The sequence below is a fragment of the Actinomadura sp. WMMB 499 genome (assembly GCF_008824145.1).
GTDB lineage: Bacteria > Actinomycetota > Actinomycetes > Streptosporangiales > Streptosporangiaceae > Spirillospora.
This window is the reverse complement of record NZ_CP044407.1, coordinates 1,079,407-1,101,164: the sequence shown is the minus strand read 5'-3', so window position 1 is coordinate 1,101,164 and position 21,758 is coordinate 1,079,407. Positions and strand designations below refer to the sequence as shown.

Genomic DNA, 21,758 nt, shown 5'->3' with positions numbered 1-21,758 from the left:
TCACTCGCCTTCCGGACGAACGCCGTCGAGCATCCCGAACCGGTACAGCAGCCACAGGAGGGGATCCTCGGCGCGGTGCGGGCGGACGCCGCCCGCACCGACCCGCCCGTCGGCGGGGACGCCGCCGAGGGCCGACAGCGCGAAGAACGCGTGGTCGGCGAACTGCTGCCCGAGGTAGGTGTCGAGCTGCCCGGCCCCCCAGTCGTGCAGCAGCGCCCGCACCTGCTCGTGCACGGCGTCGCGGTCGTCGAGGTCGAGGACGCCCGCCCCCGACCGCGTCCGGTGCAGCGCCGACTGCCGCAGCGGGCCGGGGCGCAGCGCGTCCGTCTTGGTGAGCGCGACCGCGACCGGGACGGGCAGCGGCTCGCCCGGCCGGGTGCCGTGCCGCCCCCGCAGCGCGTCGGTGACGCGGGCGATGACGTTCAGCGGCTCGCCGCCCGGGTCCTCACCGGGGACGCGCGGCGCGGGCACGGCCTCGCGCAGCCCCGGCCGGGCCCCCGGCAGCTCGAGCGGGTCCACCAGGAAGATCACCGCGTCGGCGGCCTCCAGGTACCGCAGGTGCAGGTCGGTGACCTCGCGGCTGCGCAGGTCCTCGCCGGCGGTGTCGAACAGGACGAGCGCCAGCGAGTCGTTGCGCGCCCGCGCGAACCGGGTCCGGCGGGTGCGGGTCAGCAGGTAGACGAGCGGCTCGCGGGGGCTCGTCGCGGCGGACGCCGTCGTCGGCAGCAGCCGCCGCTCCTCCAGCAGCGGGCGCGCGAAGTCCCGCTTGTACCGCTCGATGGTGCGGTCGTCGCACGCGACGAGGGACGCGTCCAGTTCGGTGCCGACCCGGTTCATCAGCTCGTGCAGCAGCACGGCGATGTAGGTGCTCTTGCCCGCGTTCTTCGCCCCGACGAGCGCGACGATCCGGCCGGGGAGTCGCAGTACGCGGGCGGCAGGGGGTTGTGGCACTGCGGGCACACCCGGTTCCCCGTCGGACGTCCGCAGCCGGGGCAGTCGGCCCGCCCCGCCTGCGCGCCGCGCCGGCCGGGCGCGTCGAACACCGGCGGCAGGGACGCGCCCGCCGTCGACCCGGTGTAGGCGGCGAGCTTCTCGTCCAGCACGGGCACGCACCCCGGCTGCCGTCCGGCCCGTCCCCGGCAGCGGAACGGGATCCGCTGCGGCGCGGCGGACGCGAAGCAGTACGGGCACGTCACCTCCCGGCGCCCGCCGGGCAATCCCGGCAGCGGGACCCGCGACAGCGCCCCCCGCGACAGCGCCCCCCGCGGCGACGGCGGCCCGGTCATCGCCGCACCCGCAGCCGGTCGACGGGCGGGTCGGACAGCTCGACGTCGTCGTCGGCGGTGAAGCAGCGCAGCCAGTACGGCCCGGCGGCCCGCGGCGCGGGCGCCGACAGCTCCCCGGGGACGGGCACCTGCTCCCACGCCCGCAGCGTCTCCCCGTCGCCCGCGCGGTGCGGCATCACCCGCCCGGCGCGCAGCACCAGCGCCAGCCGTCCCACCCGGAGGGGGCGGGGCGCGGTCAGCCGGATCGTCAGCGCCCGCCGCCACGGCGGGCCCGACCGCACCACGTCGTAGTGGACGACCGTGCGCGCCGCGACGACCGCCGTCACCGGCGGGCCCGTCGTGCGGGCCCCGCCGACCGTCCCGGCGGACGCGAGCGTCACCTCCACGGCGGCGTCCTCCGGCGCGGGCACCCGGACGCCGCCGTGCGCGTCGTAGGCGGCCCGGCTCACCGCCTCGTGTCCCGGTTCGGCGCCCGCGACCCGGTGCACGAGGTCGACCTCGGTGACGTCGGGCGGCCAGTCGAACCCCACGTGCACGTGGTCCCCGCGCCGCTCGGCGACCAGCCGGCGCGGCGGCGGCAGGTTCACGTGCCGGTGCGCCGCGCCGATCGCGGCGGTGCCCTCGGCGACCGTCACCGCGACCAGCCAGCCGCCCGACCCGGGCCGCACCGCGAGCCTCCCCTCGCCCGGGGCGCTGTCGGCGGCCTCCGGCACCCGCCGCGTCTCCCGCCGCACCTCCTCCAGCGGAACGAGCGCGCTGCGCGGCCACGGCGGCTCACCGTCCGCGAGCACCAGCTCCACCCGGCCGCTCGCGGGCGGTGCGAACCGCACCCGCACCAGCCCCGGGTCGCCCGGATCGGCCGCGGCGGCCAGCTCCACCACCGGCTCGGGCGGCGCGGTCGGCGTCACCGACGCCCGCACGCCCGGCGTGACGACCTCGCGCCCGTCCCCGTCCAGGTACACGGCGCTGATCCGGTAGGCGTGCGCGCGGCCGTTCCGCACCCGCTCGCCGAACCCGTCACGGCCCGCGGGCACGACCGTCCCGTCCCGCACGACCAGCACCCGCGCCGCCTCCGCCGGGACCCGCCACCGCCCGGTGACGCGCCCGTCGCCCGGCAGCAGCTCCACGGCGGACGGCTCGGGACGCACCACCACGGGCCCCGCGACCGCCGGTGCGGCCGCCGCCTCGCCCCGCACCGCCACGACCCCGTAATACAGCGGCACGTTCACCGGCGGCTCCGGGTCGTGCCCGCCCCGCACCGGGCGCCCGTCCGCCGGGCCGCGCGGGGGACGCCCGCGCCGCCGCACCACGTGGTACAGCACCTCGCCCGCGGTGGACGGCGACGGCTCCCACGACACCCGCACCGCGCCGCCGTCCCGCCCGTTCCCGTCGTCACCGCCGGCGCGCTCCCCGCTTCCATATTCGCGTCCGCTTCCATATTCGACGTCCGCGCGCACCGACGGGACGGGCGCGGGCGGCAGCCGCCGCTGGTGCTCGGCCGCGCCCGGCAGGTCGCGGACCAGCCCGAGCGCGTCGGCCAGCAGCCGCCACGCCCGGTCCGCGTCGCGCTCGGCGACGGCGGTCTCCCGCAGCCGCAGCGCCGTGTCCAGCCGCCTGCGCGCCTCCGCCGCCAGCATCCGCTCCTCCGGCGGGTCCGCGCCCGTGGTACCGCCCGCCTCGGGCGCCGGGATCTCCGACGCGTCCGCCAGTTCGGCCGCCGCGAACACCTCACCGGCGTCCAGCAGCGCCCGCAGCCGACCCGCGACGCCGCCCGCTCCATCGCCCGCGCCCGGCCCGCCCTCCCGCACGACCGCGAACACCAGCCGCCGCGCGTCCCCGGCCGCGACGCCCAGGTCCTCGGCGGCGTGCCCCAGCAGCGCCCGGTCCGACGCCCGCTGCCGGAACCGCTCCCGCAGCCGGTCCACGACGTCGTACCGCACCAGCTCGGCCGGGTCGGCGCCCGACCGCAGCGCCGCCAGGATCGTCTCGGCGTGCGTGGTGCTGGTGTCGCGGGCCCGCCGCGCCCACCGCTCGCCCGCCGCCGCCACCGCGGCACCGTCCGGACGCAGCGTCCGGTCCACGGCCGCGAACCCGTCGAGCACGTGCATCGGGCCGGTGAGCCGCTCCCCGAACAGGAACGCCGCCAGGTGCGGCTCGCCCAGCACGTCCAGCGACTCGCGCACCTTCCGGAAAGCCGGGTACGGCGCGGACGCCGGCAGCGGATCGGGCTCGCGGACCTCGACACCGTCCCCGGCCGCCAGCCGCGCCAGCTCGTCCGCCGTCATCCCCCCGGCCCGCGCGATCGCCGCGACCTCGCCGGGCGTCACCATGCGCGGCGCGCCCGCCGCGTCCACCAGCCGCGCCCGCGTCCCCGCGCGCCGCCGCCGCGCCCGCTCCGTCCCGCCGTGCAGCCGCTCCGCCAGCCGCCGCACGTCGCCGCGCTCCACGGCGGCGAACAGCGGCGCGAGGTCGCGGTGCTCGGCCTCCAGCCGGTCGACCAGCCGCCGGTACTTCAGCTGCCCGCGCGCCCGACGCCAGCACTGCCGCACCTCCCGGACCCGCGCCGGCACGGCGGCCGGGTCCAGCGGGTCGGGCAGCGCGTACCGGACGCGCAGGTCCTCGGGCGGCTGGTCGCCCGCCGCCCGCGCCGGCTCCAGCACGTCCCGGCGGTACTCCTCGTCGAACGTCACGGCCGCCCCCCTGGGCCCGTCCTCAGCTGACCCTGACCCGGGAGAGGGCCTTCCGCGAGCGCTCGACCTCCTCCTCCGACATGCGGCCCACGTCGACCTTCAGGTCGAGCCGCTCGCCGGTCTCCTTCTCCACCGCCGTCACGTTCAGCAGCCCGGACGAGTCGAGCGCGAACGTCACCTCGACCGGCCAGCCCGCCTTCTTGCCCGGCGGCACCCGGATCTCCCCGGTGGCGATCTCGTTGTTGTCGCCCGGCTCCGGCGACTCCACGCTCCCCGCCTGCTCCATCACCCGGATGTCGGCGGACGTCTGGTCGTCGTAGACGGTGAAGAAGTCCTCGGTCTTCGCGGCGGGCAGCTCGTCGTTCGCGTGCACCAGGTGCGCGACGCTCTCGTCGCCGGTCTCCCGGTCCACCACCACGATCCCGAACGCGTGCGACGCGACCGTCCGGATCCGCCGTCCGGCGATCTGCTTCTGCTGCTCCGCCGACAGTCCCGCCCGGATCGCCATGTCCGCGGCGCGCTCCGCCGCGCCCTCCCGCACCAGCCGCCGGTAGGTCTCCTCGAACGCGTACAGCGCCGCGCCCTTCGCCACCGCCAGGTCGGGGTCCTGCAGGCGGGCGATCATTCCCAGCTCGGTCTCCAGCCGCGCCGCCACCACCGGCATCTTCGTCGACCCGCCCACCAGCACCAGGTCGTCGTAGTCGTGCACGCCCTTGTCGGCCGCCGCCGTCAGCGTCCGGCCGGTGATCTCCACCGTCCGGTCGAGGAGGTCCATGGTCAGCTCCTCCAGCTTCTCCCGCGTCACCTCGACCGCCGCGACGCGCCCGCCGTGCATCACCCGGACGGTGTGCGCCGTCCGGGTCGTCAGCGCCTTCTTCGCGTCCTCGGCGTCCCGGCGCAGCTGCTGCTCGGTCTGCGGATCGTCGAGCGGGTCGCTCGCGTCCGGATGCTCGGCGCGGAACCGGTCCGCCAGGTGCTCCACCAGCCGCGCGTCCCAGTCGGCGCCGCCCAGCTCGTGGTCCCCGTCGGTGCACACCACCTCGATGTGCCCGTCCCGCAGCGTGATCACCGTCGTGTCGAAGGTGCCGCCGCCGAGGTCGTACACCAGGATCGTCCGGTCCAGGTCCGGGTTCAGCACCCCGTAGTTGATCGCCGCCGCGATCGGCTCCGACACGATGTCGATCACGTTCAGCCCGGCGATCCGCCCCGCCTTGCGCGTCGCGTCCCGTTCCGCCGCACCGAAGTACGCCGGGACCGTCACGACGACGTCGCGGGCCTCCTCGCCCGTCGTCGTCCGCGCGTCCGTCGCCAGCTTCAGCAGGATGAACGCCGACAGCTCCTCGGGCGTGAAGTCGATGCCGTGCATCGGGCGCGTCACGTCCCGGCCCATGTCCCGCTTGATCAGGCTGACGACGTTGTCGGGCTCCAGCACCGCGGTGTCCTTCGCGGTCGCGCCCACGACGACGTTCTCGCCGCTCTCGAAGTACACCACCGACGGTGTCGTGTCGGTGCCCTCCAGGTTCCGCAGGACCGCCGGCCGCCCCACGTCGTCGATCGCGGCGATGCAGGAGTACGTGGTTCCCAGGTCGATGCCGTAGACAGCCATGTCCCTCTCACCTATCGGTCCAGAGTCGAGTTGTTCATGCTCTCGTCACGTCCGGCCGCTCCGTGGCGACTTGACCCGGACCTGACGATCGTGGCCGTCTCCTCCGCGCCGCCGGCGCCGTTCGCGCCGGCGCCCGCGGTGCCGTTCGTGTCGCCGTCCGTGCCGCCGGCCTCTTCGCCGTCCGTGCCGCCGGGCTCGTGGCGCCCGACGCTGACGGCGGCCTTGCGCAGCACCCTGCCGCCCTCCTCGAAACCGTCGGAGCGCGCCTCCACGACGGTGCCGTCGCGGCCGGGCTCGGTGACCGCCGCGACCGCCACCGGCCGGTGCCGGGACGGGTCGTAGGGCTGGCCGGGCTCGGCGCGGAACCGCTCGACGCCGAGCCGGGCGAGCGCGTCCGCGACGTCGTCGGCCAGCGCGTCCAGCAGGTTCGCCGCCCCGGACTCGTCCGCGGCGGCCAGGCGGCGGGCCTGGTCGTGCACCCGGTACAGCGCGGTGCGCACCGGCTCCAGCATCGCCGCCAGCTCGCCCCGGCGCAGCCGCTGGTTCTCCTCGTGGAGGCGGTCGATCACGGATTCGCGGTGCGCGGCGCGCTCGTGCTCGCGGTCGAGCCGCGCGGTCAGCCCCGCGAGGGCGTCCCTGAGCTCGGCGCGGAACGCCGCGTCGTCCCGGCCGTCCTTGACCGGATCTTCCCCGTCGCTCGACACGTGCAGTGACCTTAATGGTGAGGCGGCAAGAGGGCGATAGAACGCAGTTGACCTTCCGTGAACTCTAGTTTGACCCCCGCCCGCCATTCCAGCACCGAACTTGCCGAGTCTGCCGCTGGACATCTTCATCGGTGGGTAACAGGGGGGATACGGGGTTGTAGCACCCCGCGTGCACTATCGCGGATAGGAGGTGACCGCGTTGCTGCGAATTCGCGTACGACTGCCGGACCGCCCGGGATCGCTGGGCAAGGTGGCGCGCACCCTCGGCGCCGCCGGCGCCGACGTCGTGCAGATGGCCGTGCTGGAGCGCGACAACGGCCGGGCGCTGGACGACTTCACGGTGGAGTGGCCCACGGGGGCGGGGATCGGGCGGCTGCTGGACGGGCTCGGCGCGGTCCCGGGGGTGGACATCGTCGGCGTCTGGCCCACCGTCGAACCCGCGGGCCTCCACCCGGACGCCGCCGTCATCGGGCAGGTCGCGGCCATCCCCGACCGGGGCCCGCAGATCCTGGCCGACGCGGTGCCCGGGGTGCTCAGCGCCGACTGGGCGGGCCTCGCGGAGATCTCCGAGGACGGCGAGGCGGTGCTCGCGCACGCCAGTGTGGGGGGCGTCGTCCAGAGCGAACTGCCCGTGCTGGCGCCGCTGCGGCCGCGCGCCTTCACCGCGCCGGACGGCGCGCAGTACGCCATCTGCCCGCTCGCGGCGGGCAGGGTCGTGCTGGTCGTCGCCCGGACGGGGGCGCCGCCGTTCCACCGGACCGAGGTGTACCGGCTCGAACAACTCGTCGGCGCGGCCGAGACGGTGCTGGGCGCGGCCCCCGCCGGTCTCGTGCGCGCCCCCTGATCCGTCCCGCGGTCCGCTCCGGGGGCGGATCGCGGCGGCGAGCCCGGACGGGCGCCGACACCGTCGTCGGCGCCCGCCCCGGCAACCTGGCGGGGCCCGGAACCGCGCGGGACGGCGCGACCCGCGCGGTTCCGCGCCCCGCCCGGGAACCGGCGAAAGCCCCCGGCGGTGCACCGGCGCACCGCGCACGGACGGCCTGCCGAGCGGGCGGCGGCCCGCAGCGGCCGTGGGGACGGGCGGTCTTTCGCGGGGGCGGCGGTCCGCAGCGGCGCGCGCACCGGCCGCGGGGACGGGCGGTCTTTCGCGGGGGCGGCGGTCCGCAGCGGCGCGCGCACCGGCCGCGGGGACGGCGGCTACCGGCGGCGGACGTAGCGGAGCGGAGGCCGCCGCTTTTGGCTCTGTTCTTCCAGGGCACGGGTTTCTAGAATCGCATTCTGTGATCCGTCGCGTCCCTGGAGGTGGCCGATGGCCGTCCTGCTCCGACCGTACGCCGAGACACGTCCCGACGAGCCCGCACTGACCGACGAACGAGGATCCACGAGCTGGCGCGACCTGAACGAGCGGACCGACCGGCTCACGGCCGCCCTGCGGGGCCTGGGGCTGGCCGTGGGGGACGCGATCGCGATCCACTCGGGCAACCGGCGCGAGTACTTCGAGCTGATGTGCGCCGCCGGGCACATCGGCCTGCGCTACGTGCTGGTCAACTGGCACTGGACGGCCGACGAGCTGCGGTACGTCCTCACGGACTCGGGCGCGCGCGTCCTGTTCTCCGAGGACGCGTTCGGCGACATCGCCCGGGAGGGATCGGACGGTCTCGCGCTGGAGGCGCGCGTCGCGATCGGCGGCCCGGTCGAGGGGTTCGCCCCGTACGAGGAGTTCGTCGCGTCGGGCGCGACGGGCGAACCGGCCGACCAGAGCATGGGCGCCCCGATGATCTACACGTCGGGCACCACGGGACGGCCGAAGGGCGTGTCGCGCAAGCTGCTGGGGGCGGGCGCGCCGATCGAGACGTCCACGCTGGTCGCCGCGGCGTTCGCGGAGATCCTGCGCATCCCGGAGGCCGGGCGGTCGTTGCTGGTCGGGCCGGTGTACCACTCGGCGCAGTGGCTGTGGTCGCAGGGGTTCCTGACCTCCGGGCGCGCGGTGGTCATGCGCCGCGACTTCGACGCGGCGGAGACGCTCCGGCTGATCGACGCGCACCGGATCACGCACGTGCACCTGGTGCCGACCCAGTTCGTCCGGATGCTGCGCCTGGACCCGGACGTGCGCGCCGCGTTCGACGGCTCGAGCCTGGTGTCGGTGTGGCACGGCGCCGCGCCCTGCTCGCCGGAGATCAAGCGCCGCGTGATCGACTGGTTCGGGCCGGTCGTGCACGAGTACTACGGCTCCACGGAGTCGTCGGTGAACAGCGTGATCACCGCGGCGGAGTGGCTGGAGCGGCCGGGCAGCGTGGGGCGCCCGCTGCCCACCACCGAGGTGCACGTGCTGCGGGAGGACGGCGAGGCCGCGGCGCCCGGGGAGGCGGGGAAGCTGTGGTTCCGGTACGCGGGCGGTGAGGACGTCGTGTACTGGGGCGACGAGGCCAAGACCCGCTCGATCCACCGGGACGACGGCCTGTTCACGACCGGGGACATCGGCTACCTCGACGAGGACGGCTACCTCTTCCTCGCCGACCGGGCGATCGACATGATCATCAGCGGCGGGGTGAACATCTATCCGGCGGAGATCGAGGGCGTGCTGATCACGCATCCCGCGGTCCGGGACGTCGCCGTGTTCGGCATCCCCGACGACGAGTTCGGCGAGCAGGTCAAGGCGGCGGTGGAGCCCGCGGACGGCGCCGAGCCGTCGGCGGCGCTCGCGGCCGAGCTCATCGCGCACGTCCGGGAGAAGCTGGCCGGGTACAAGGCGCCGCGTTCGATCGACTTCGTCGACGCGATGCCGCGCACCCCGACCGGCAAGCTCTACAAGCGGCTGCTGCGCGACCCGTACTGGGAGGGCCGCGCGCAGAAGATCTAGCCGTTCAGCGCCAGGACCGTGCTCAGGTCGGTCAGGCCCGCGTCGGAGCCGAGCCCCTGGGCGACGGTCGCGGCGGCCGCCGTGCCCCAGCGGGACGCCTCGGGCACGTCCCGGCCGCGCAGGAGGGCGGTGATGAACCCGGCGCAGTAGGCGTCGCCGCAGCCGGTGGTGTCGACGACGTCGACGGGCAGCGCCCGGACGGTCTCGACGCCGCCGGCCGTCGCGACCAGGCTGCCCGCCGCGCCCATGGTGACGGTCGCGGAGGCGGGGCCGGCGGCGAGCAGCGCGCGGGCCGCGTCCGCCGGGTCGGTCTCGCCGGTCATCGCGAGGGCCTGCTCCAGGTTCGGCAGGACGTGGTCGACGTACGGCAGGAACGCGGTGGCGCCCTTCAGCAGGTCGGGCAGGTTCGACAGCAGGTCCATCGTGACGATCGTGCCGCCGGCCCGCGCGGCCGTGAGCATCGCGAAGAACGCCGGGTCGTTCAGCCCCGACGTGACGTCGGGCCCGCCGAGGTGGACGGCGTCCGCGGCGACGAGCAGGCCCCGCTCGACCGCCGCGGGGGTGAGGGTGAGGTTCGCGCCCGGCACGTGGAGGCTGGGGCGCCCGCCGTCGCCGCGGATCGGCAGCACGGACGCGCTCGTCTGGTCGGCGGTGCGGCGGACCAGGCCCGTGACGTCCACCCCGTTCCGGTTCATGATCGCGACGAGCAGGTCGCCGAGGTCGTCGTCGCCGATGGCGCCGACGGAGACGACCTCGTTGCCGAGCCGGGCGAGCGCGACCGCGGTCCCGGCGGCGGCGCCCGCGGCGGTCGCCCGGATCTCCTCGACGACGACCGTGTCCTGGCCGTCCGGGATGCCCTCGACGGGGCGCGCGAGCACGTCCAGGATGTGCGCGCCGAGCGTCACGACGGTCATGATCGCGCTCCCTTGATGATCGTCAGAGCCCGTAGCGTACGCCCTGACGAGCGGTAAAGGTGAGAGGTGTTCACATGGTGCTGGAGGACGAGCGGGCCGCGCTGTGCGACGTGGGCCGCAGGCTGGCCGGGACGGGCCTGGTGACGGGCGCGTCCGGCAACGTCAGCGTGCGGTCGGGCGATCTGGTGGCGGTCACGCCGGGCGGGATGATGCTCGACCGGATGCGGCCGGAGGACTGTCCGGTGGTGGACACGGCGGGACGGCTCGTCGCGGGGGAGCGGGCCCCGTCGTCGGAGACGCCGATGCACCTGGCCCTGTACGAGGCGACGCCCGCGGCGGCGATCGTCCACACCCACTCGACGTACGGGGCGGTGGTGGCCACGACGATGGCGGAGCTGCCGCCGATCCACTACAACACGCTGCTGCTGGGCGGCGTCGTGAAGGTCGCCGAGTACGCCACGTACGGGACGCCCGAGCTCGCGGCGAACGTCCGGGCGGCGATGGCGGGCGGGAAGCGGGCCGCGCTGATGGCCAACCACGGCGGCGTCGCGATCGGCGGCGACCTGGACGAGGCGTTCGAGAACGCGCGGCTGCTGGAGTGGCTGTGCGGCGTGTACGTGCGGGCGCGGACGATCGGGGAGCCGCGCGTGCTGACGGACGCGGAACTGGCGGCGGTCGCCGAGCGGGGGCTGGCGCCGCCGGAACTCCCGCCCTTGTAACCTAACGCTTGCTACATCCCGTGCCGTCGTCAAAGGGGATTCATGGCATTCGTCCTGACCGGCAAGCCGCGCCCGCACGTCACGCAGATCACCCTGAACCGGCCCGAGCGGATGAACGCGATGGCCTTCGACGTCATGGTCCCGTTCCGCGAGGCGCTCGAGGCGGCGAGCCGCGACAACGACACCCGTGCCGTCGTGATCACCGGCGCGGGCCGCGGCTTCTGCTCGGGCGCCGACCTGGAGTCGCCGGGCCCGATCCCCGGCATCGAGGGCCTCACCCTGCCGACGATCGCGCTGCGCTCGATGGAGCTGCTCGACGACGTCGTCCGCACGATGCGCCGCGTCCACCAGCCGGTGATCGCCGCCGTCAACGGCCCGGCGATCGGCGGCGGGTTCTGCCTGGGCGTCGCCGCCGACATCCGGCTCGCCGCCGACACCGCCGTGTTCCGCGCCGCCGGGATCAACAACGGCCTCACCGCCGCCGAGCTCGGCCTCGGCTACCTGCTGCCGCGCGCCGTCGGCTCGTCCCGCGCCTTCGAGATCATGCTGTCCGGACGGGACGTCGACGCCGCCGAGGCCGAGCGCATCGGGCTCGTCTCCCGCGTCGTCCCCGGCGAGAAGCTCCTGGACGCGTCCCTCGACCTCGCCGAGCGGATCGCCGGGTTCAGCCGGCCCGGCGTCGAGCTGACCAAGCGGATGCTGTGGGCCGGGCTGCACGCGGGCAGCCTCGACGCCCACATGGACACCGAGGGCCTCGGCCAGTTGTTCGTCCGCCTCACCACGCAGAACTTCGAGGAGTCGATCAAGGCGCGGAAGGAGAACCGGCCGCCCGAGTTCCGGGACTGAGCCCGCGGGCGCGGCGCCCGTGGCGCGCCGCGCCCGTGTGTGACACGCTGCGCGTGTGCCGAGAATGCCGGTGGACGACGCGCTCCGCCTGCTGTCGGGTGCGCCCGTCGCGCGCCTCGCCACCGTCGGTGAGGACGGCCGTCCCCACCTGGTCCCGGTGACGTTCGCCGTGCACCGCGGCGCCGTCCACATCGCCGTCGACCACAAGCCGAAGAGCACCCGCGACCTGCGCAGGCTGGCCAACATCCGCGCCAACCCGGGCGTCGCGCTCCTCGCCGACCACTACGACGACGACTGGACGCGGCTGTGGTGGGTCCGCGCGGACGGCCACGCCCGCATCGTCGAGGAGCCCGGCCGCATGCGCGAACCCGTCCGCCTCCTCGCGGACCGCTACCCGCAGTACCGGGACCGCCCGCCCGAGGGCCCCGTCATCACGATCGTCATCGACCGCATCACCGGCTGGACGGCGTCCTAGGCCTGGCCCTCGAGCGTCAGGTAGAACACGCCGTCGACGAACACCTGGTAGGTGGACGGACGGAACCCCGCGGCCAGCACCTTGCGCCGCTTCTCGATCAGGACCTCGTGCCGCTCCTGATGGCCGACGACGAACCGGAACCGCTCCGTCATCCGCATGCTGAACAGGAGCCGCCTCGTCTCGACCAGCTGCCCGTCCACGTGGATCTTCACCCCGCCGAACCACCGCTCGTAGAAGAACTCGACCCGGTGCCGCTCGTACTGGCCGACGTCGAACCAGAACTGCTCCTCCATCGCTTTTCCCCTCAGTCCCAGGCGGTGCCGAGCCGCGCCAGCTCGTCCGCGTACTCGATGCGGCCCGCCCACTCGGCCGGCCAGGCGTCCATGCCCAGGTGCGCGCCCGCGAACGCGCCCGCCAGGCACGCGATCGAGTCGGAGTCGCCCGAGCTCGCGGCGCCGCGCCAGATCGCGCGCACCGGGTCGTCCGGGAACAGCAGGAAGCACAGCAGGCCGGTGGCCAGGGCCTCCTCCGCGACCCAGCCGGCGCCGGTGGACGCGCACGGGTCGCTCGTCCGGTCGCCGCGCGCCACCGCGTCGCCGAGCCGTTCGAGGACCTCCCGGCACTCGTCCCAGCCGCGCGCGACGAACGTCTCCGGGTCGGGCATGCCGGGCCGCTGCCACAGCGTCCCCAGCCACCGCTCGTGGTAGACGGTCCGCTGCTCCAGGCAGCGGTCGCGGAGCGCGCCCGGCAGGTCCGCCGGGGCCATGCCGTCGGCGAGCCACCGGACGGCGAACGCCGTCAGCTCGCTCGCCGCCAGCCCCGTCGGGTGCCCGTGCGTCATCGCCGCCTGCAGCTGGGACGCCCCGGCGCGCGTCTCGTCCGTCAGCCCCGGCGCGAGCCCGACCGGCGCGACCCGCATGTTGGCCCCGCACCCCTTGGACCCGTGGACGGTCGCCTCCACCCACGGCTTGTGCGCCTCCAGCTCCGCGCACGCCCGCAGGCACGTGTTGCCGGGTGCCCGGTTGTTCTCGGGGTCGCGCAGCCAGTCGACGAACCGGCGCCGCCACATCGGCGTGACGAGATCGGGGGTGAACGGCGGGTTCGCCAGCGCGTCCAGCAGCCCGCGCCCCACCGCGATCGCCATCTGCGTGTCGTCGGTGACGAGCGCCGGGTCGCCGTTGAGCTGCGTCGGCCCGTCGGGGCCGAACCGACGCAGGATCTGGTCCATGGTGAGGAACTCGGTCGCCGCGCCCAGGGAGTCCCCGTACGCCAGTCCGAACATCGCCCCGCTCGCCCGTCGATTCGCCGTCATGCACGGCATTGTTCGCCTAACGGGTGACACTCCGCAAAGCGGAATCGCACGCGGCCAGGAGCTTCTCGTCGCGGTCGACGTCGTGGCTGGAGGAACCGCCGTGGGGGGAGTGGGTGTGGCGCCACGTCCGGCCCAGCTCGTCCTCCAGCAGGGGCGCCGCCTCCCGCGCGTCCGTCCCCATCTCCCCGAGGACGCCCGCGACGTGCACGCGGGTGTGGACGTTCTCGGCCCACACCGCCCGCAGCACCGGCAGGACGCCCGCGACCTCGCCCTCGGTCCGCCACACCGCCTCCGCCGCGTGGAGGCGCGGCCACGCCGCGCCCGGCCCGGTGTCGCCGGAGGCCATCAGCTCCCGGAGGCGCCCGGCGGCCGGGCGCCCGGCGGGACCGAGCGCCGCCAGCCCCTCGATCGCCGGTGTGGCGGGCTCGTCCAGCCCGGCCAGCAGGACGGGCAGGACGGCGCCCGCGTCCCCCTCGATCGCCCACAGCGTGCGTGCCGCGTCCAGGCCGTCCCGCGTCGTGCCGTCCAGCAGGCCGCGCAGCACCGGTACCGCCTCCGGCGCCGCCGGGCCGAGCCGCCGCAGCGCGTGGTGCACGTTCGAGCCCGGGGCGGCCCGCAGCAGGGCGACCAGCTCCGGAACCGCCTCCGCGGCCGCCGGGCCGAACGTGCTCAGTGCCCAGGCCAGCCCGTCGCGCGGCCGGTCGTATCCGGACACGGCGGGCAGGTCGGTCAACCGGCGGCGGATCAGCGGGACGAGCCCGGCGGCGGCCTCGCCCAGCGCGCCGATGGCCCAGCCGAGATCGGGCGGCGGCTCGTCCCACTCCAGCACCTCCCGCAGCATCGGCAGCGCCCGCGCGTCGCCGAGCCGCGCCAGCGCCTTGAGGGCTCCGCCGACGCTCGGCGGGCCGCTCGCGTACGTGTCGACCCAGCCCTCGCGCCGGTCCTCGGGGTACCGCCGCGCCCGGGGAGCGGCCTCCAGGAACGCGGCCAGGTCGTCGGCGGCGGGCGCCGCCAGGGCGAACAGGTCCTCCAGGACGCCGACCGCGGCTCCGGCCACCCGCGGCTCCGGGTCGGCCAGCCGTTCCCCGACCAGCGTGACGACGTCCCCGTACGGGCCGCGCAATGCACGGGTGAGGCCGCCCGCCGCCCGCAGCCCGTCGATCCTCCGCTCCCGGTCGGGCGCCCGCAGCAGCCCCTCGGCCAGCTCGACGCGCTGGGCGGCGCGGTCGCCCAGTTCCCGGCCGAGCCCGTGGACCAGATCGCCCAGCTCCGGGACGCGCCGTCCGCCGGTCTCCCCGGCCGTCAGCGCCCGCAGGTTCCCGATCAGCGTCGGCGTGGCGGGCCGCTCGTCCCGCGCCCGCGGTGCCGGCGCCCCCGCGACCAGCTCGTCGATCAGCGCGAGTGCGCGGCGGGCCGGTGCAGGGTACGTCCGGGCGACGGCGGCGAGCGCCGCCAGCCGGGTGCCGGGGTCGCCCGCGCCGTCCACGATCTCGTGCAGCCGGCGGGGGTCCTCGCCGAGACCGGCGCGGACCTCGACGATCGTCCGGCGGACGTCCGCGTCCGGTTCGTCCGCCAGCCGCCGCCGCAGCGCGGGGACGATCTCCGCCGACCGCGACCCGCACGCGGCGAGCGCCCGCAGCGCGCCCTCGCGGACCCCGGCATCGGGATCGGCGATCAGCCCGAGGAACACGGGCGTCGCCGCCGCGACCGCGGCCGTCGCCGGCGCGTCGCCCGAGCCGCCGATGCTCCCGAGCAGCTCCAGCACCCCGTCCCGTCCGGGCGCGTCCCCGGCGGCGATCTCCAGCAGGAACGGGACCGCCGCCCGCGTGCAGTCGTACACGTCGCCCTGATGGTGGACGGCGCCGTAGAAGCCGTCGAGCGCGATCTCGCGGTCGTCCTCGTCGGGGAGAGCAGCCCGCGCAGCAGATCCGGGACGTCCTCGGCCGTCCCGTACGCGTGCTTCATCGAGGCCCAGGGGACGGTGTCCAGTTCGTCGAGCATGCGGGCATCATGCCGGTCGGCACCGACATGAGCGGCCCCGCGCGCCGGGCGCGGCCCGAAGAACGCCGCCGACAAGCCCCTCAAGGGGCCTCAGGCCGCACCCGTGATGCCCGCGAGGGCGCCCAGGCGCTCGCGATGGTGGTCGGACGACCCGAACAGCTGCCGCGACCCCTGGGCGCGCTTGAAGTACAGGTGCGCGTCGTGTTCCCAGGTGAAGCCGATCCCGCCGTGCATCTGGATCGCCTCGCCGGCCGTGTGGAGGTAGGCGTCCGAGCAGTACGCCTGCGCCAGCGCCGCCGCCGCGGGCAGCTCCGCCGGGCGCGCGTCCGCGACGGCCGCCGCGTTCAGCACCGCCGACCGCGCCGACTCCACCAGCACGAACATGTCCGCGCACCGGTGCTTGATCGCCTGGAACGACCCGATCGGCCGCCCGAACTGCCTGCGCACCTTCACGTACTCGACCGTCATGTCCAGCGTCCGCTGCGCGCCGCCGAGCTGCTCGGCCGCCAGCGCCACCGCCGCCGTGTCGAGCGCCCGCAGGACGGCGTCCGCCCCGCCCACCCGGCGCACCGGAGCGCCGTCGAATTCGATCCGCGCCAGCTTGCGCGTCTGGTCGACCGTCGGCAGGAGGGTCCGGACGACCCCGGCGCCGCCCTCGACGGCGAACAGCGCGACGCCGTCCGCGTCCCGCGCGGCCACGAGCAGCAGATCGGCGATGTGCCCGTCGGGGACGAAGCTCTTGACGCCGCGGAGCGTCCCGCCGGTGACGGTCGCGGTCACGGAGCCGAAGTCCCAGCGCCCGTCGTCCTCGGCCACCGCGAGGGTCGCGATCGTCGACCCGTCCGCGATGCCGGGCAGCAGATCGTGCCCGCCCTCACCCGCCGCGAGTCCCGCCGCGGCGGTGATCGTCGCGAGGAAGGGGGCGCACACCAGCGCCCGTCCCATCTCCTCGAACACCACGGCCAGCTCCCGCATCCCGAACCCGGCACCGCCGTGCTCCTCGGGGATCGCGAGGCCCTGCAGCCCGAGCTGCCCGGCCATCTGCGCCCACACCGCCGGATCGTGGCCCTCGGCGGTCTCCATGAGCCGCCGCACCTCGGCGCCGGGGGACCGGTCGGCGAAGAACCGCCGCAGCGCGTCCCGCAGCTCCCGCTGCTCCTCGGTGACGGCGAGCTCCATCCCGGCGGCCTCCATGAATCCGGCGCTTGCTGGTCAGCTCCTCATGCTGGCCCAGCGGGCCCCGCCGGGCCCGGTCTCCTCCCGCTCACCGGGACGCCCGTCAGGGCGCCCAGTCGTGCGGCCCGAGCACGTATCCCTTGTCGGTCGAGTGCACGTGGTTCACCGACACCAGGTGCCCGAGCGCCGCCCACAGGTCCTCCTCGGGCCCGCCGACCAGCCGCCCGAGCGTCGCGAAGTCCGCCGCGCCGCCGTCCTTGTCGATCTCGGCGACCGTCTCGTAGACCCGCAGCTCGAAGTCGCTGAGCTCCTGCACGTCCCCGCGCCTGTCGAATCGCTCGTCCATAGGGAAAGCGTGCCCACTCCGAGCGGTTCTATTTGCCCGCGCCCGTCCCCGTTGCGGCGGACGCGGCGGCGCCGGGAACGTACCCTGGAGAGGAGACGACTTTTCACGATCCGTATGCGAAGGGTGGCGCTCCGCTCATAGACTCGCTCGCGAGGAAGGGAGCAGGGCATGACTGCGATGGTTCATGAGCCTCTGATGCACGAGGACGAGGACGTTCTCCTGCGGGGATTCCTCGACTTTGGTACCCCCGACGGCTTCCGGGCCGAACTGATCGACGGAGAGATCGTCGTGTCCCCACCGCCCGCGCTTCGGCATGAGAAGTGCATCTCGAAGATCAACCGACAGGTCATGCGGCATCGACCGGACGACTGGGACTTCGCCGGCAACGTCGGCCTGATCTTGCCGAGCAGTGAGGGCCATCCGGAGAACCGCGTGATACCGGACGGTACCTTCGCGCCCGTCGAGCTCGACGTGTTCGGAGCCGAAGGGTATTGGCTCCTGGTGGAGCCCGACACCATCTCCATGGTGGTCGAGGTCACGTCGTCGCGGCCGAACCTGGACCGGCAGGCGAAACGGCACGGCTACGCGCGGGCGGGCATCCCGCTGTATCTCCTGGTGGACAGGGACAAGAAGCGGGTGTCGCTGTTCAGCGAGCCGGAGGACGACGACTACAAGCACACCCATCGCGTGCCGTTCGGGGAGAAGCTCATGCTCCCGGAGCCCTTCGACTTCGACCTGGACACCTCCGACTTCGCCTGACGCCCGGATCGCCCCGCACCGCGGAACCTCGGCCTCCCCGGACCTCCGCGACTGCCGGGGACGATGACGGCCCGGCCGACCAGCCGGGCCGACGTACCGAGGCTTCCTCGGACCTCCTGTCACCTCGGACCGCCGGGGCGACGGCGGCGGGTCGGGGGCGGCTGTCCCCGCCCCCGGTCAACCGTGGCGGGAGAGGTCGTGGAAGAAGCCGGGGATCGTGTGCAGGGCGCCGGAGGCGGAGACCTCGTCGTAGACGTGCCGGGCGACGGCGAGGTCGAGGACGCCGAGGCCGAACGGGGAGAAGACGACCGGACGGTCGGCGGGCGGGGCGATCCGGCCGGTGAGGACGTCGTACAGGGTGCCGGCGACGAAGTCGCGGTGGCCCACGCGCTGTTCGGCCAGGTGCGGGGACGTGTTCGCCTTCATGCAGTGCTCGACGTCGTCGACGACGTTCCACGCGTCCAGGATGATCTCGGGGGAGAGGTCGCGCAGGGAGACGTGCAGGACGAGCGGGGCGTGCGCGAACCAGGACGGGTCGTGCACGTGGGGCTCGCCCGCGACGGTCGCGAAGACGACGAGGTCGCAGGCGCGGATCAGGCTCTCGGCGGTGTCGTGGACGGTGACCTCGCCCTTCTCGGTGCGCTCGAGGTAGCCCTTGAAGCCCGCGGCGTGCTCGGCGGACAGGTCGTGCACGGCGAGCTCGTCGAAGGCGAAGCCGGTGGCCGCGAGGTAGGTGTGCACGTACCGGGCGATGAGGCCGCCGCCGACGAAACCGACCCGGCGCGGACGGCCGCCGCGCCGGTCCGACAGGGCCGCGGCGGCGAGCGCGGCGGACGCGGCGGTGCGGGACGCGCTGATGATGGAGCTCTCCAGGCAGGCGAAGGGGTAGCCGGTCTCGGCGTCGTTGAGGATGAGGACGGCGGAGGCGCGGGGGAAGCCGCGGGCGACGTTGCCGGGGAAGCTGGAGATCCACTTGACACCGTGCACGCCCACATCGCCCTCGACCGAGGCGGGCAGCGCGATGATGCGGTCGGACGGCCGGTCGGGGAAGCGCAGGAAGTAGGAGTCGGGGTTGATCGTCCGCCCCTCGCCGTGCAGCCGGTAGGCCGTCTCGACCATCGCGACGACCTCCTCCTCCCGTCCGGCGACGGCCTCGTGCACCTGGGCGCCCGAGATCACGGCGAATGCGGGGACCTGCGACATGGGAACTCCGTGTTCTGCTCTGATGATCAGACGCCTAGAATATCGGCGCCGTTGGAATCCGGTTCGGTAATGACGCCGGCGAAGTGCTCGCGGAGCCAGCCCTCGGCGTAGAGCGAGTCGAGGTAGCGCTCGCCGAGGTCGGGCGCGATGGCGACCGCGACGGGGTCGGCGCCGGGGTACTTGGCGTCCAGCCAGCGGGACGCGCCGGACACGACGGTGCCGGTCGAGCCGCCGAACAGGAACCCGCGGGACGACAGGGCGTGGGCCGTCCGGATCGTGTCGGGCTCGGGACGTGCACGACGTCGTCGATCAGGGACTCGTCGACCAGGGCGGGACGGCTGCTGGTGCCGAGGCCGGGCACCATGCGGGGGCCGGGGACGCCGCCGAAGGTGACGGAGCCGACGGCGTCGACCGCCACGATCGTGACGGGGCGGCGGTGCTCGCGGAAGTACCGGGCGCAGCCCATCAGGGTGCCGGTGGTGCCGGCGCCGACGAACAGGATCTCCAGGTCGGGGAACTCGCGGTCGATCGCGGGGGCGGTGCCGCGGTAGTGCGCGAGCCAGTTGTTGCGGTTGGCGTACTGGTTCAGCCAGACGTACCCGTCCGCCTCGCAGAGGCTCCGGACGTACCGGATGCGGCTCTCCAGGAAGCCGCCGTTCGCGTCGGTCTCCGACACCACCCGGACCTCGGCGCCGAGGGCCCGCATGACCCGCATCGACGCCGGGTTGCAGCGGGGGTCGGTGACGCAGATGAACTTCAGGCCGCGGTCGGCGGCGATGAGGCTGAGCGCGATGCCGAGGTTGCCCGAGGACGATTCGACGATCGTCGAGCCGGCCGCGAGCAGGCCGTCGCGTTCGGCGGCGTCCACCATCGCGGCGGCCGCCTTCAATTTCACCGAACCGGCGAAATTGAATCCCTCGCACTTGAGGAGGAGTGGCCGTCCGATCACATTTCGCAGATCGACGTAAAGGTCGTCCACATTGAAATCCTGCGGCGAGGTGATTATCGGCACGCTGCCACCCTGAAATGAAGAAGCAATTCCCTCATCGTCCCCCGTGCAACGCCGCGGGTGAGATAGCCCTGACCATGGCGGAGCCTCACGGTACCTGCGCCCATCTTGCCCCGCAACCCCCGATTACCGGCTGGTAGGGCAGAATGCGCAGTACTTCTCGACGAGTCCGGACATAAGCTATGCACCCGCATTGTCGAGCGTCCGCGTTCGATGACGGCGCAGCGGTACTACCTCACGGAGAGTGAACATGAGCGCTCGTGGACCGGCGGCCGGCCGGCTGCCCTCCCTGGCCGGCCTGGCGTCCCTCGCGGTACCCGGGGCCGAGCTCGAAAGGGCCCGTGAACTGGCCGTCCGGCACGGGATGACGCGCGAGCTGGAGGTCGATCTCGGCGACCCGGTGATCACCCGGGTGGAGCGCTTCGCCGCCGAGCGGGACCGGCCGGCGGTCGCCGACGGGGGCCGCGCGCTGAGCTACGCGGAGCTGGCCGCCGAGGCGCGCCGCCTCGCGACGCTGCTGGAGGGCGCGGGCGTGCGGCCCGGCGAGGTCGTCGGGGTCGGCGGCGGCCGGTGCGCCGCGGTGATCGCGGCGTTCCTGGCGATCGAGCTGGTCGGCGCCCTGTACGTCCCCGCGGACGAGACGTGGCCGGCGACGCGCGTCCGCGACGTGCTCGATCAGGCGGGCGCGTCCGTCCTGCTCACCGTGGACGCCGGGGACCCCGCGCCCGCGCTGCTGGAGGGCGCCGCCGCGGCGGGGTGCGCCGCGGTCCGCGCCGACGCGGCCCGCGACCTGGCGCCGTGGCCCGGCGAGCCCCGCCTGGACGCCCTCGACCGCCCCCGCTACGTGCTGTTCACGTCCGGTTCGACCGGACGCCCGAAGGGCGCGGTCGTCGAGCACCGGGGGATGCTCAACCACCTCTGGGCGAAGATCATCGACCTGGAACTGACGGGCGCCGACGCGGTCGCGTTCACGGCCCCGCTCGGCTTCGACATCTCGATCTGGCAGATGCTGTGCCCGCTGCTGCTCGGCGGCCGGGTCGAGGTCGTCGGCGACGGCGTCGCGCACGACGCGCCCGCGTTCGCCCGGCTGGTGGACGGGCGCGGCGTCACCGTGGTCGAGCTGGTTCCGACGATGGTCCGGCACCTTCTGGACGACCTGCCGGCGCGCCCGGACGGGCCGCCGTTCCCCGGCCTGCGCTGGATGATCGCGACGGGTGAGGAGCTGCCCGCGGAACTGTCGCGGCGCTGGCTGGCGGCCGTCCCGCACGCCCGGCTGCTCAACGCCTACGGGCCCACCGAATGCTCCGACGACGTCACCCACCACACGGTCACGGCCGGGGACCTGGAACTGCTGCGGCTGCCCATCGGCACCCCGGTCGTGAACGCGCGGCTGTACGTCCTGCGCTCGCTGGACGACGGGACATGGGCGGCGTGCGACGCCGGGGAGACCGGCGAGCTGTTCGTCGGCGGCGTCGTCGTCGGGCGCGGCTACCTGGGCGACCCGGACCGGACGCGCGAGGCGTTCTTCCGCGACCCGTTCGGCCCCTCGCCGACCGGGCGCCTCTACCGGACGGGCGACGCGGTGCGGCTGCTGCCCGCGGGCGCGGGCGGGGCGGATCGGCCGACCCTGCAGTACCTCGGGCGCGTCGACCGGCAGGTGAAGATCTCCGGGGTCCGGATGGAGCTGGGGGAGATCGAGGCGGTGCTGCAGCGGCACCCGTCGGTGGGCGCGGCGGCGGTGGTCGTGCACGAGTACCCGGCCAGGTAGCGAAGGGTGCGGTGGGACGCAAGTTAACGGTCGGTAATCGTATTGGCCGGATTCGGTTGCCAACCTTTGTCAGCCGGCGAGCGT

The 21,758-nt window shown here is 74.8% G+C and carries 21 protein-coding genes; 8 read left to right on the top strand and 13 right to left on the bottom strand.

Features of this window, described 5'->3' with window-relative positions; all coding sequences use genetic code 11:
- The 5 genes from F7P10_RS04640 to grpE are packed head-to-tail and all read right to left on the bottom strand — an operon-like array spanning window position 1 to window position 6,286.
- Complete coding sequence (locus tag F7P10_RS04640; protein ID WP_254716395.1) at window positions 1-951, bottom strand: GTPase; 951 nt, start codon at window positions 949-951, stop codon at window positions 1-3.
- Window positions 837-1,286 carry a hypothetical protein gene (locus tag F7P10_RS43925; RefSeq protein WP_254716394.1) on the bottom strand — a complete coding sequence of 150 codons (450 nt, stop codon included), beginning with the start codon at window positions 1,284-1,286 and terminating at the stop codon, window positions 837-839. The genes F7P10_RS04640 and F7P10_RS43925 overlap by 115 nt, the downstream gene beginning before the upstream one ends.
- Complete coding sequence (locus tag F7P10_RS04635; protein ID WP_151008223.1) at window positions 1,283-3,976, bottom strand: hypothetical protein; 2,694 nt, start codon at window positions 3,974-3,976, stop codon at window positions 1,283-1,285. The genes F7P10_RS43925 and F7P10_RS04635 overlap by 4 nt, the downstream gene beginning before the upstream one ends.
- A gap of 22 nt (window positions 3,977-3,998) precedes the next feature.
- The gene (locus tag F7P10_RS04630) at window positions 3,999-5,582 is read right to left on the bottom strand and encodes an Hsp70 family protein (RefSeq protein ID WP_151008222.1); all 1,584 of its coding nucleotides are present in this window, start codon (window positions 5,580-5,582) and stop codon (window positions 3,999-4,001) included.
- 11 nt (window positions 5,583-5,593) lie between these two features.
- On the bottom strand, window positions 5,594-6,286 hold the full coding sequence (gene grpE / locus F7P10_RS04625) for a nucleotide exchange factor GrpE (RefSeq protein WP_254716393.1): 693 nt from the start codon (window positions 6,284-6,286) through the stop codon (window positions 5,594-5,596).
- Between the two features lie 199 nt (window positions 6,287-6,485).
- Between grpE and F7P10_RS04620 the strand changes: the two genes are divergently transcribed.
- Together F7P10_RS04620 and F7P10_RS04615 are read left to right on the top strand one after the other, a co-directional pair.
- A complete protein-coding gene (locus F7P10_RS04620) occupies window positions 6,486-7,130 on the top strand; it encodes an ACT domain-containing protein (RefSeq protein WP_254716392.1) in 645 nt (214 codons plus the stop codon).
- 465 nt (window positions 7,131-7,595) lie between these two features.
- Window positions 7,596-9,146, top strand: coding sequence for an AMP-binding protein (locus F7P10_RS04615; RefSeq protein WP_151008221.1), 1,551 nt, complete (start codon window positions 7,596-7,598; stop codon window positions 9,144-9,146).
- Here the strand turns inward: F7P10_RS04615 and F7P10_RS04610 are convergent.
- Window positions 9,143-10,060, bottom strand: coding sequence for a carbohydrate kinase family protein (locus F7P10_RS04610; RefSeq protein WP_151008220.1), 918 nt, complete (start codon window positions 10,058-10,060; stop codon window positions 9,143-9,145). The genes F7P10_RS04615 and F7P10_RS04610 overlap by 4 nt on opposite strands.
- A gap of 74 nt (window positions 10,061-10,134) precedes the next feature.
- Here F7P10_RS04610 and F7P10_RS04605 point away from each other — a divergent pair, with 74 nt between their 5' ends.
- The 3 genes from F7P10_RS04605 to F7P10_RS04595 all read left to right on the top strand — a co-directional run bounded on the left by F7P10_RS04605 (window position 10,135) and on the right by F7P10_RS04595 (window position 12,100).
- Window positions 10,135-10,779: a class II aldolase/adducin family protein gene (locus tag F7P10_RS04605; protein ID WP_151008219.1), complete on the top strand. Its 645-nt coding sequence runs from the start codon at window positions 10,135-10,137 to the stop codon at window positions 10,777-10,779.
- Window positions 10,780-10,821: 42 nt separating this feature from the next.
- Window positions 10,822-11,625 carry an enoyl-CoA hydratase gene (locus tag F7P10_RS04600; protein ID WP_151008218.1) on the top strand — a complete coding sequence of 268 codons (804 nt, stop codon included), beginning with the start codon at window positions 10,822-10,824 and terminating at the stop codon, window positions 11,623-11,625.
- Between the two features lie 64 nt (window positions 11,626-11,689).
- On the top strand, window positions 11,690-12,100 hold the full coding sequence (locus F7P10_RS04595) for a TIGR03668 family PPOX class F420-dependent oxidoreductase (RefSeq protein ID WP_151017824.1): 411 nt from the start codon (window positions 11,690-11,692) through the stop codon (window positions 12,098-12,100).
- On the opposite strand, the gene F7P10_RS04590 is transcribed toward F7P10_RS04595, so the two are convergent.
- The 3 genes from F7P10_RS04590 to F7P10_RS04580 are packed head-to-tail and all read right to left on the bottom strand — an operon-like array spanning window position 12,097 to window position 15,252.
- Window positions 12,097-12,393 (bottom strand): hypothetical protein, encoded by a 297-nt coding sequence (locus F7P10_RS04590; protein WP_151008217.1) that lies wholly within the window; start codon window positions 12,391-12,393, stop codon window positions 12,097-12,099. The two genes, F7P10_RS04595 and F7P10_RS04590, sit on opposite strands and share 4 nt — an antisense overlap.
- Before the next feature lie 11 nt (window positions 12,394-12,404).
- The gene (locus F7P10_RS04585) at window positions 12,405-13,412 is read right to left on the bottom strand and encodes an ADP-ribosylglycohydrolase family protein (protein ID WP_254716391.1); all 1,008 of its coding nucleotides are present in this window, start codon (window positions 13,410-13,412) and stop codon (window positions 12,405-12,407) included.
- A gap of 16 nt (window positions 13,413-13,428) precedes the next feature.
- The gene (locus F7P10_RS04580; RefSeq protein WP_218040379.1) at window positions 13,429-15,252 is read right to left on the bottom strand and encodes a HEAT repeat domain-containing protein; all 1,824 of its coding nucleotides are present in this window, start codon (window positions 15,250-15,252) and stop codon (window positions 13,429-13,431) included.
- A 9-nt stretch (window positions 15,253-15,261) separates the two neighbouring features.
- Here F7P10_RS04580 and F7P10_RS43145 point away from each other — a divergent pair, with 9 nt between their 5' ends.
- Window positions 15,262-15,444, top strand: a complete 183-nt coding sequence (locus tag F7P10_RS43145) for a hypothetical protein (protein ID WP_218040378.1) — start codon at window positions 15,262-15,264, stop codon at window positions 15,442-15,444.
- Between the two features lie 59 nt (window positions 15,445-15,503).
- On the opposite strand, the gene F7P10_RS04575 is transcribed toward F7P10_RS43145, so the two are convergent.
- Together F7P10_RS04575 and F7P10_RS04570 are read right to left on the bottom strand one after the other, a co-directional pair.
- Window positions 15,504-16,592: an acyl-CoA dehydrogenase family protein gene (locus F7P10_RS04575; RefSeq protein WP_151008215.1), complete on the bottom strand. Its 1,089-nt coding sequence runs from the start codon at window positions 16,590-16,592 to the stop codon at window positions 15,504-15,506.
- Window positions 16,593-16,692: 100 nt separating this feature from the next.
- Window positions 16,693-16,935: a hypothetical protein gene (locus tag F7P10_RS04570; protein WP_151008214.1), complete on the bottom strand. Its 243-nt coding sequence runs from the start codon at window positions 16,933-16,935 to the stop codon at window positions 16,693-16,695.
- A 195-nt stretch (window positions 16,936-17,130) separates the two neighbouring features.
- On the opposite strand from F7P10_RS04570, the gene F7P10_RS04565 reads away from it, so the two are divergent.
- On the top strand, window positions 17,131-17,694 hold the full coding sequence (locus F7P10_RS04565; RefSeq protein WP_254716390.1) for a Uma2 family endonuclease: 564 nt from the start codon (window positions 17,131-17,133) through the stop codon (window positions 17,692-17,694).
- A 177-nt stretch (window positions 17,695-17,871) separates the two neighbouring features.
- Here the strand turns inward: F7P10_RS04565 and sbnB are convergent, their stop codons facing one another.
- Together sbnB and F7P10_RS04555 are read right to left on the bottom strand one after the other, a co-directional pair.
- On the bottom strand, window positions 17,872-18,897 hold the full coding sequence (gene sbnB / locus F7P10_RS04560; protein ID WP_151008213.1) for a 2,3-diaminopropionate biosynthesis protein SbnB: 1,026 nt from the start codon (window positions 18,895-18,897) through the stop codon (window positions 17,872-17,874).
- Window positions 18,898-18,931: 34 nt separating this feature from the next.
- On the bottom strand, window positions 18,932-19,792 hold the full coding sequence (locus tag F7P10_RS04555; protein ID WP_254716389.1) for a pyridoxal-phosphate dependent enzyme: 861 nt from the start codon (window positions 19,790-19,792) through the stop codon (window positions 18,932-18,934).
- A gap of 364 nt (window positions 19,793-20,156) precedes the next feature.
- Here F7P10_RS04555 and F7P10_RS04550 point away from each other — a divergent pair, with 364 nt between their 5' ends.
- Entirely contained in the window at window positions 20,157-21,674 is a 1,518-nt protein-coding gene (locus F7P10_RS04550) for an amino acid adenylation domain-containing protein (RefSeq protein ID WP_151008212.1), read from the top strand.
- Window positions 21,675-21,758 lie beyond the last annotated feature (84 nt).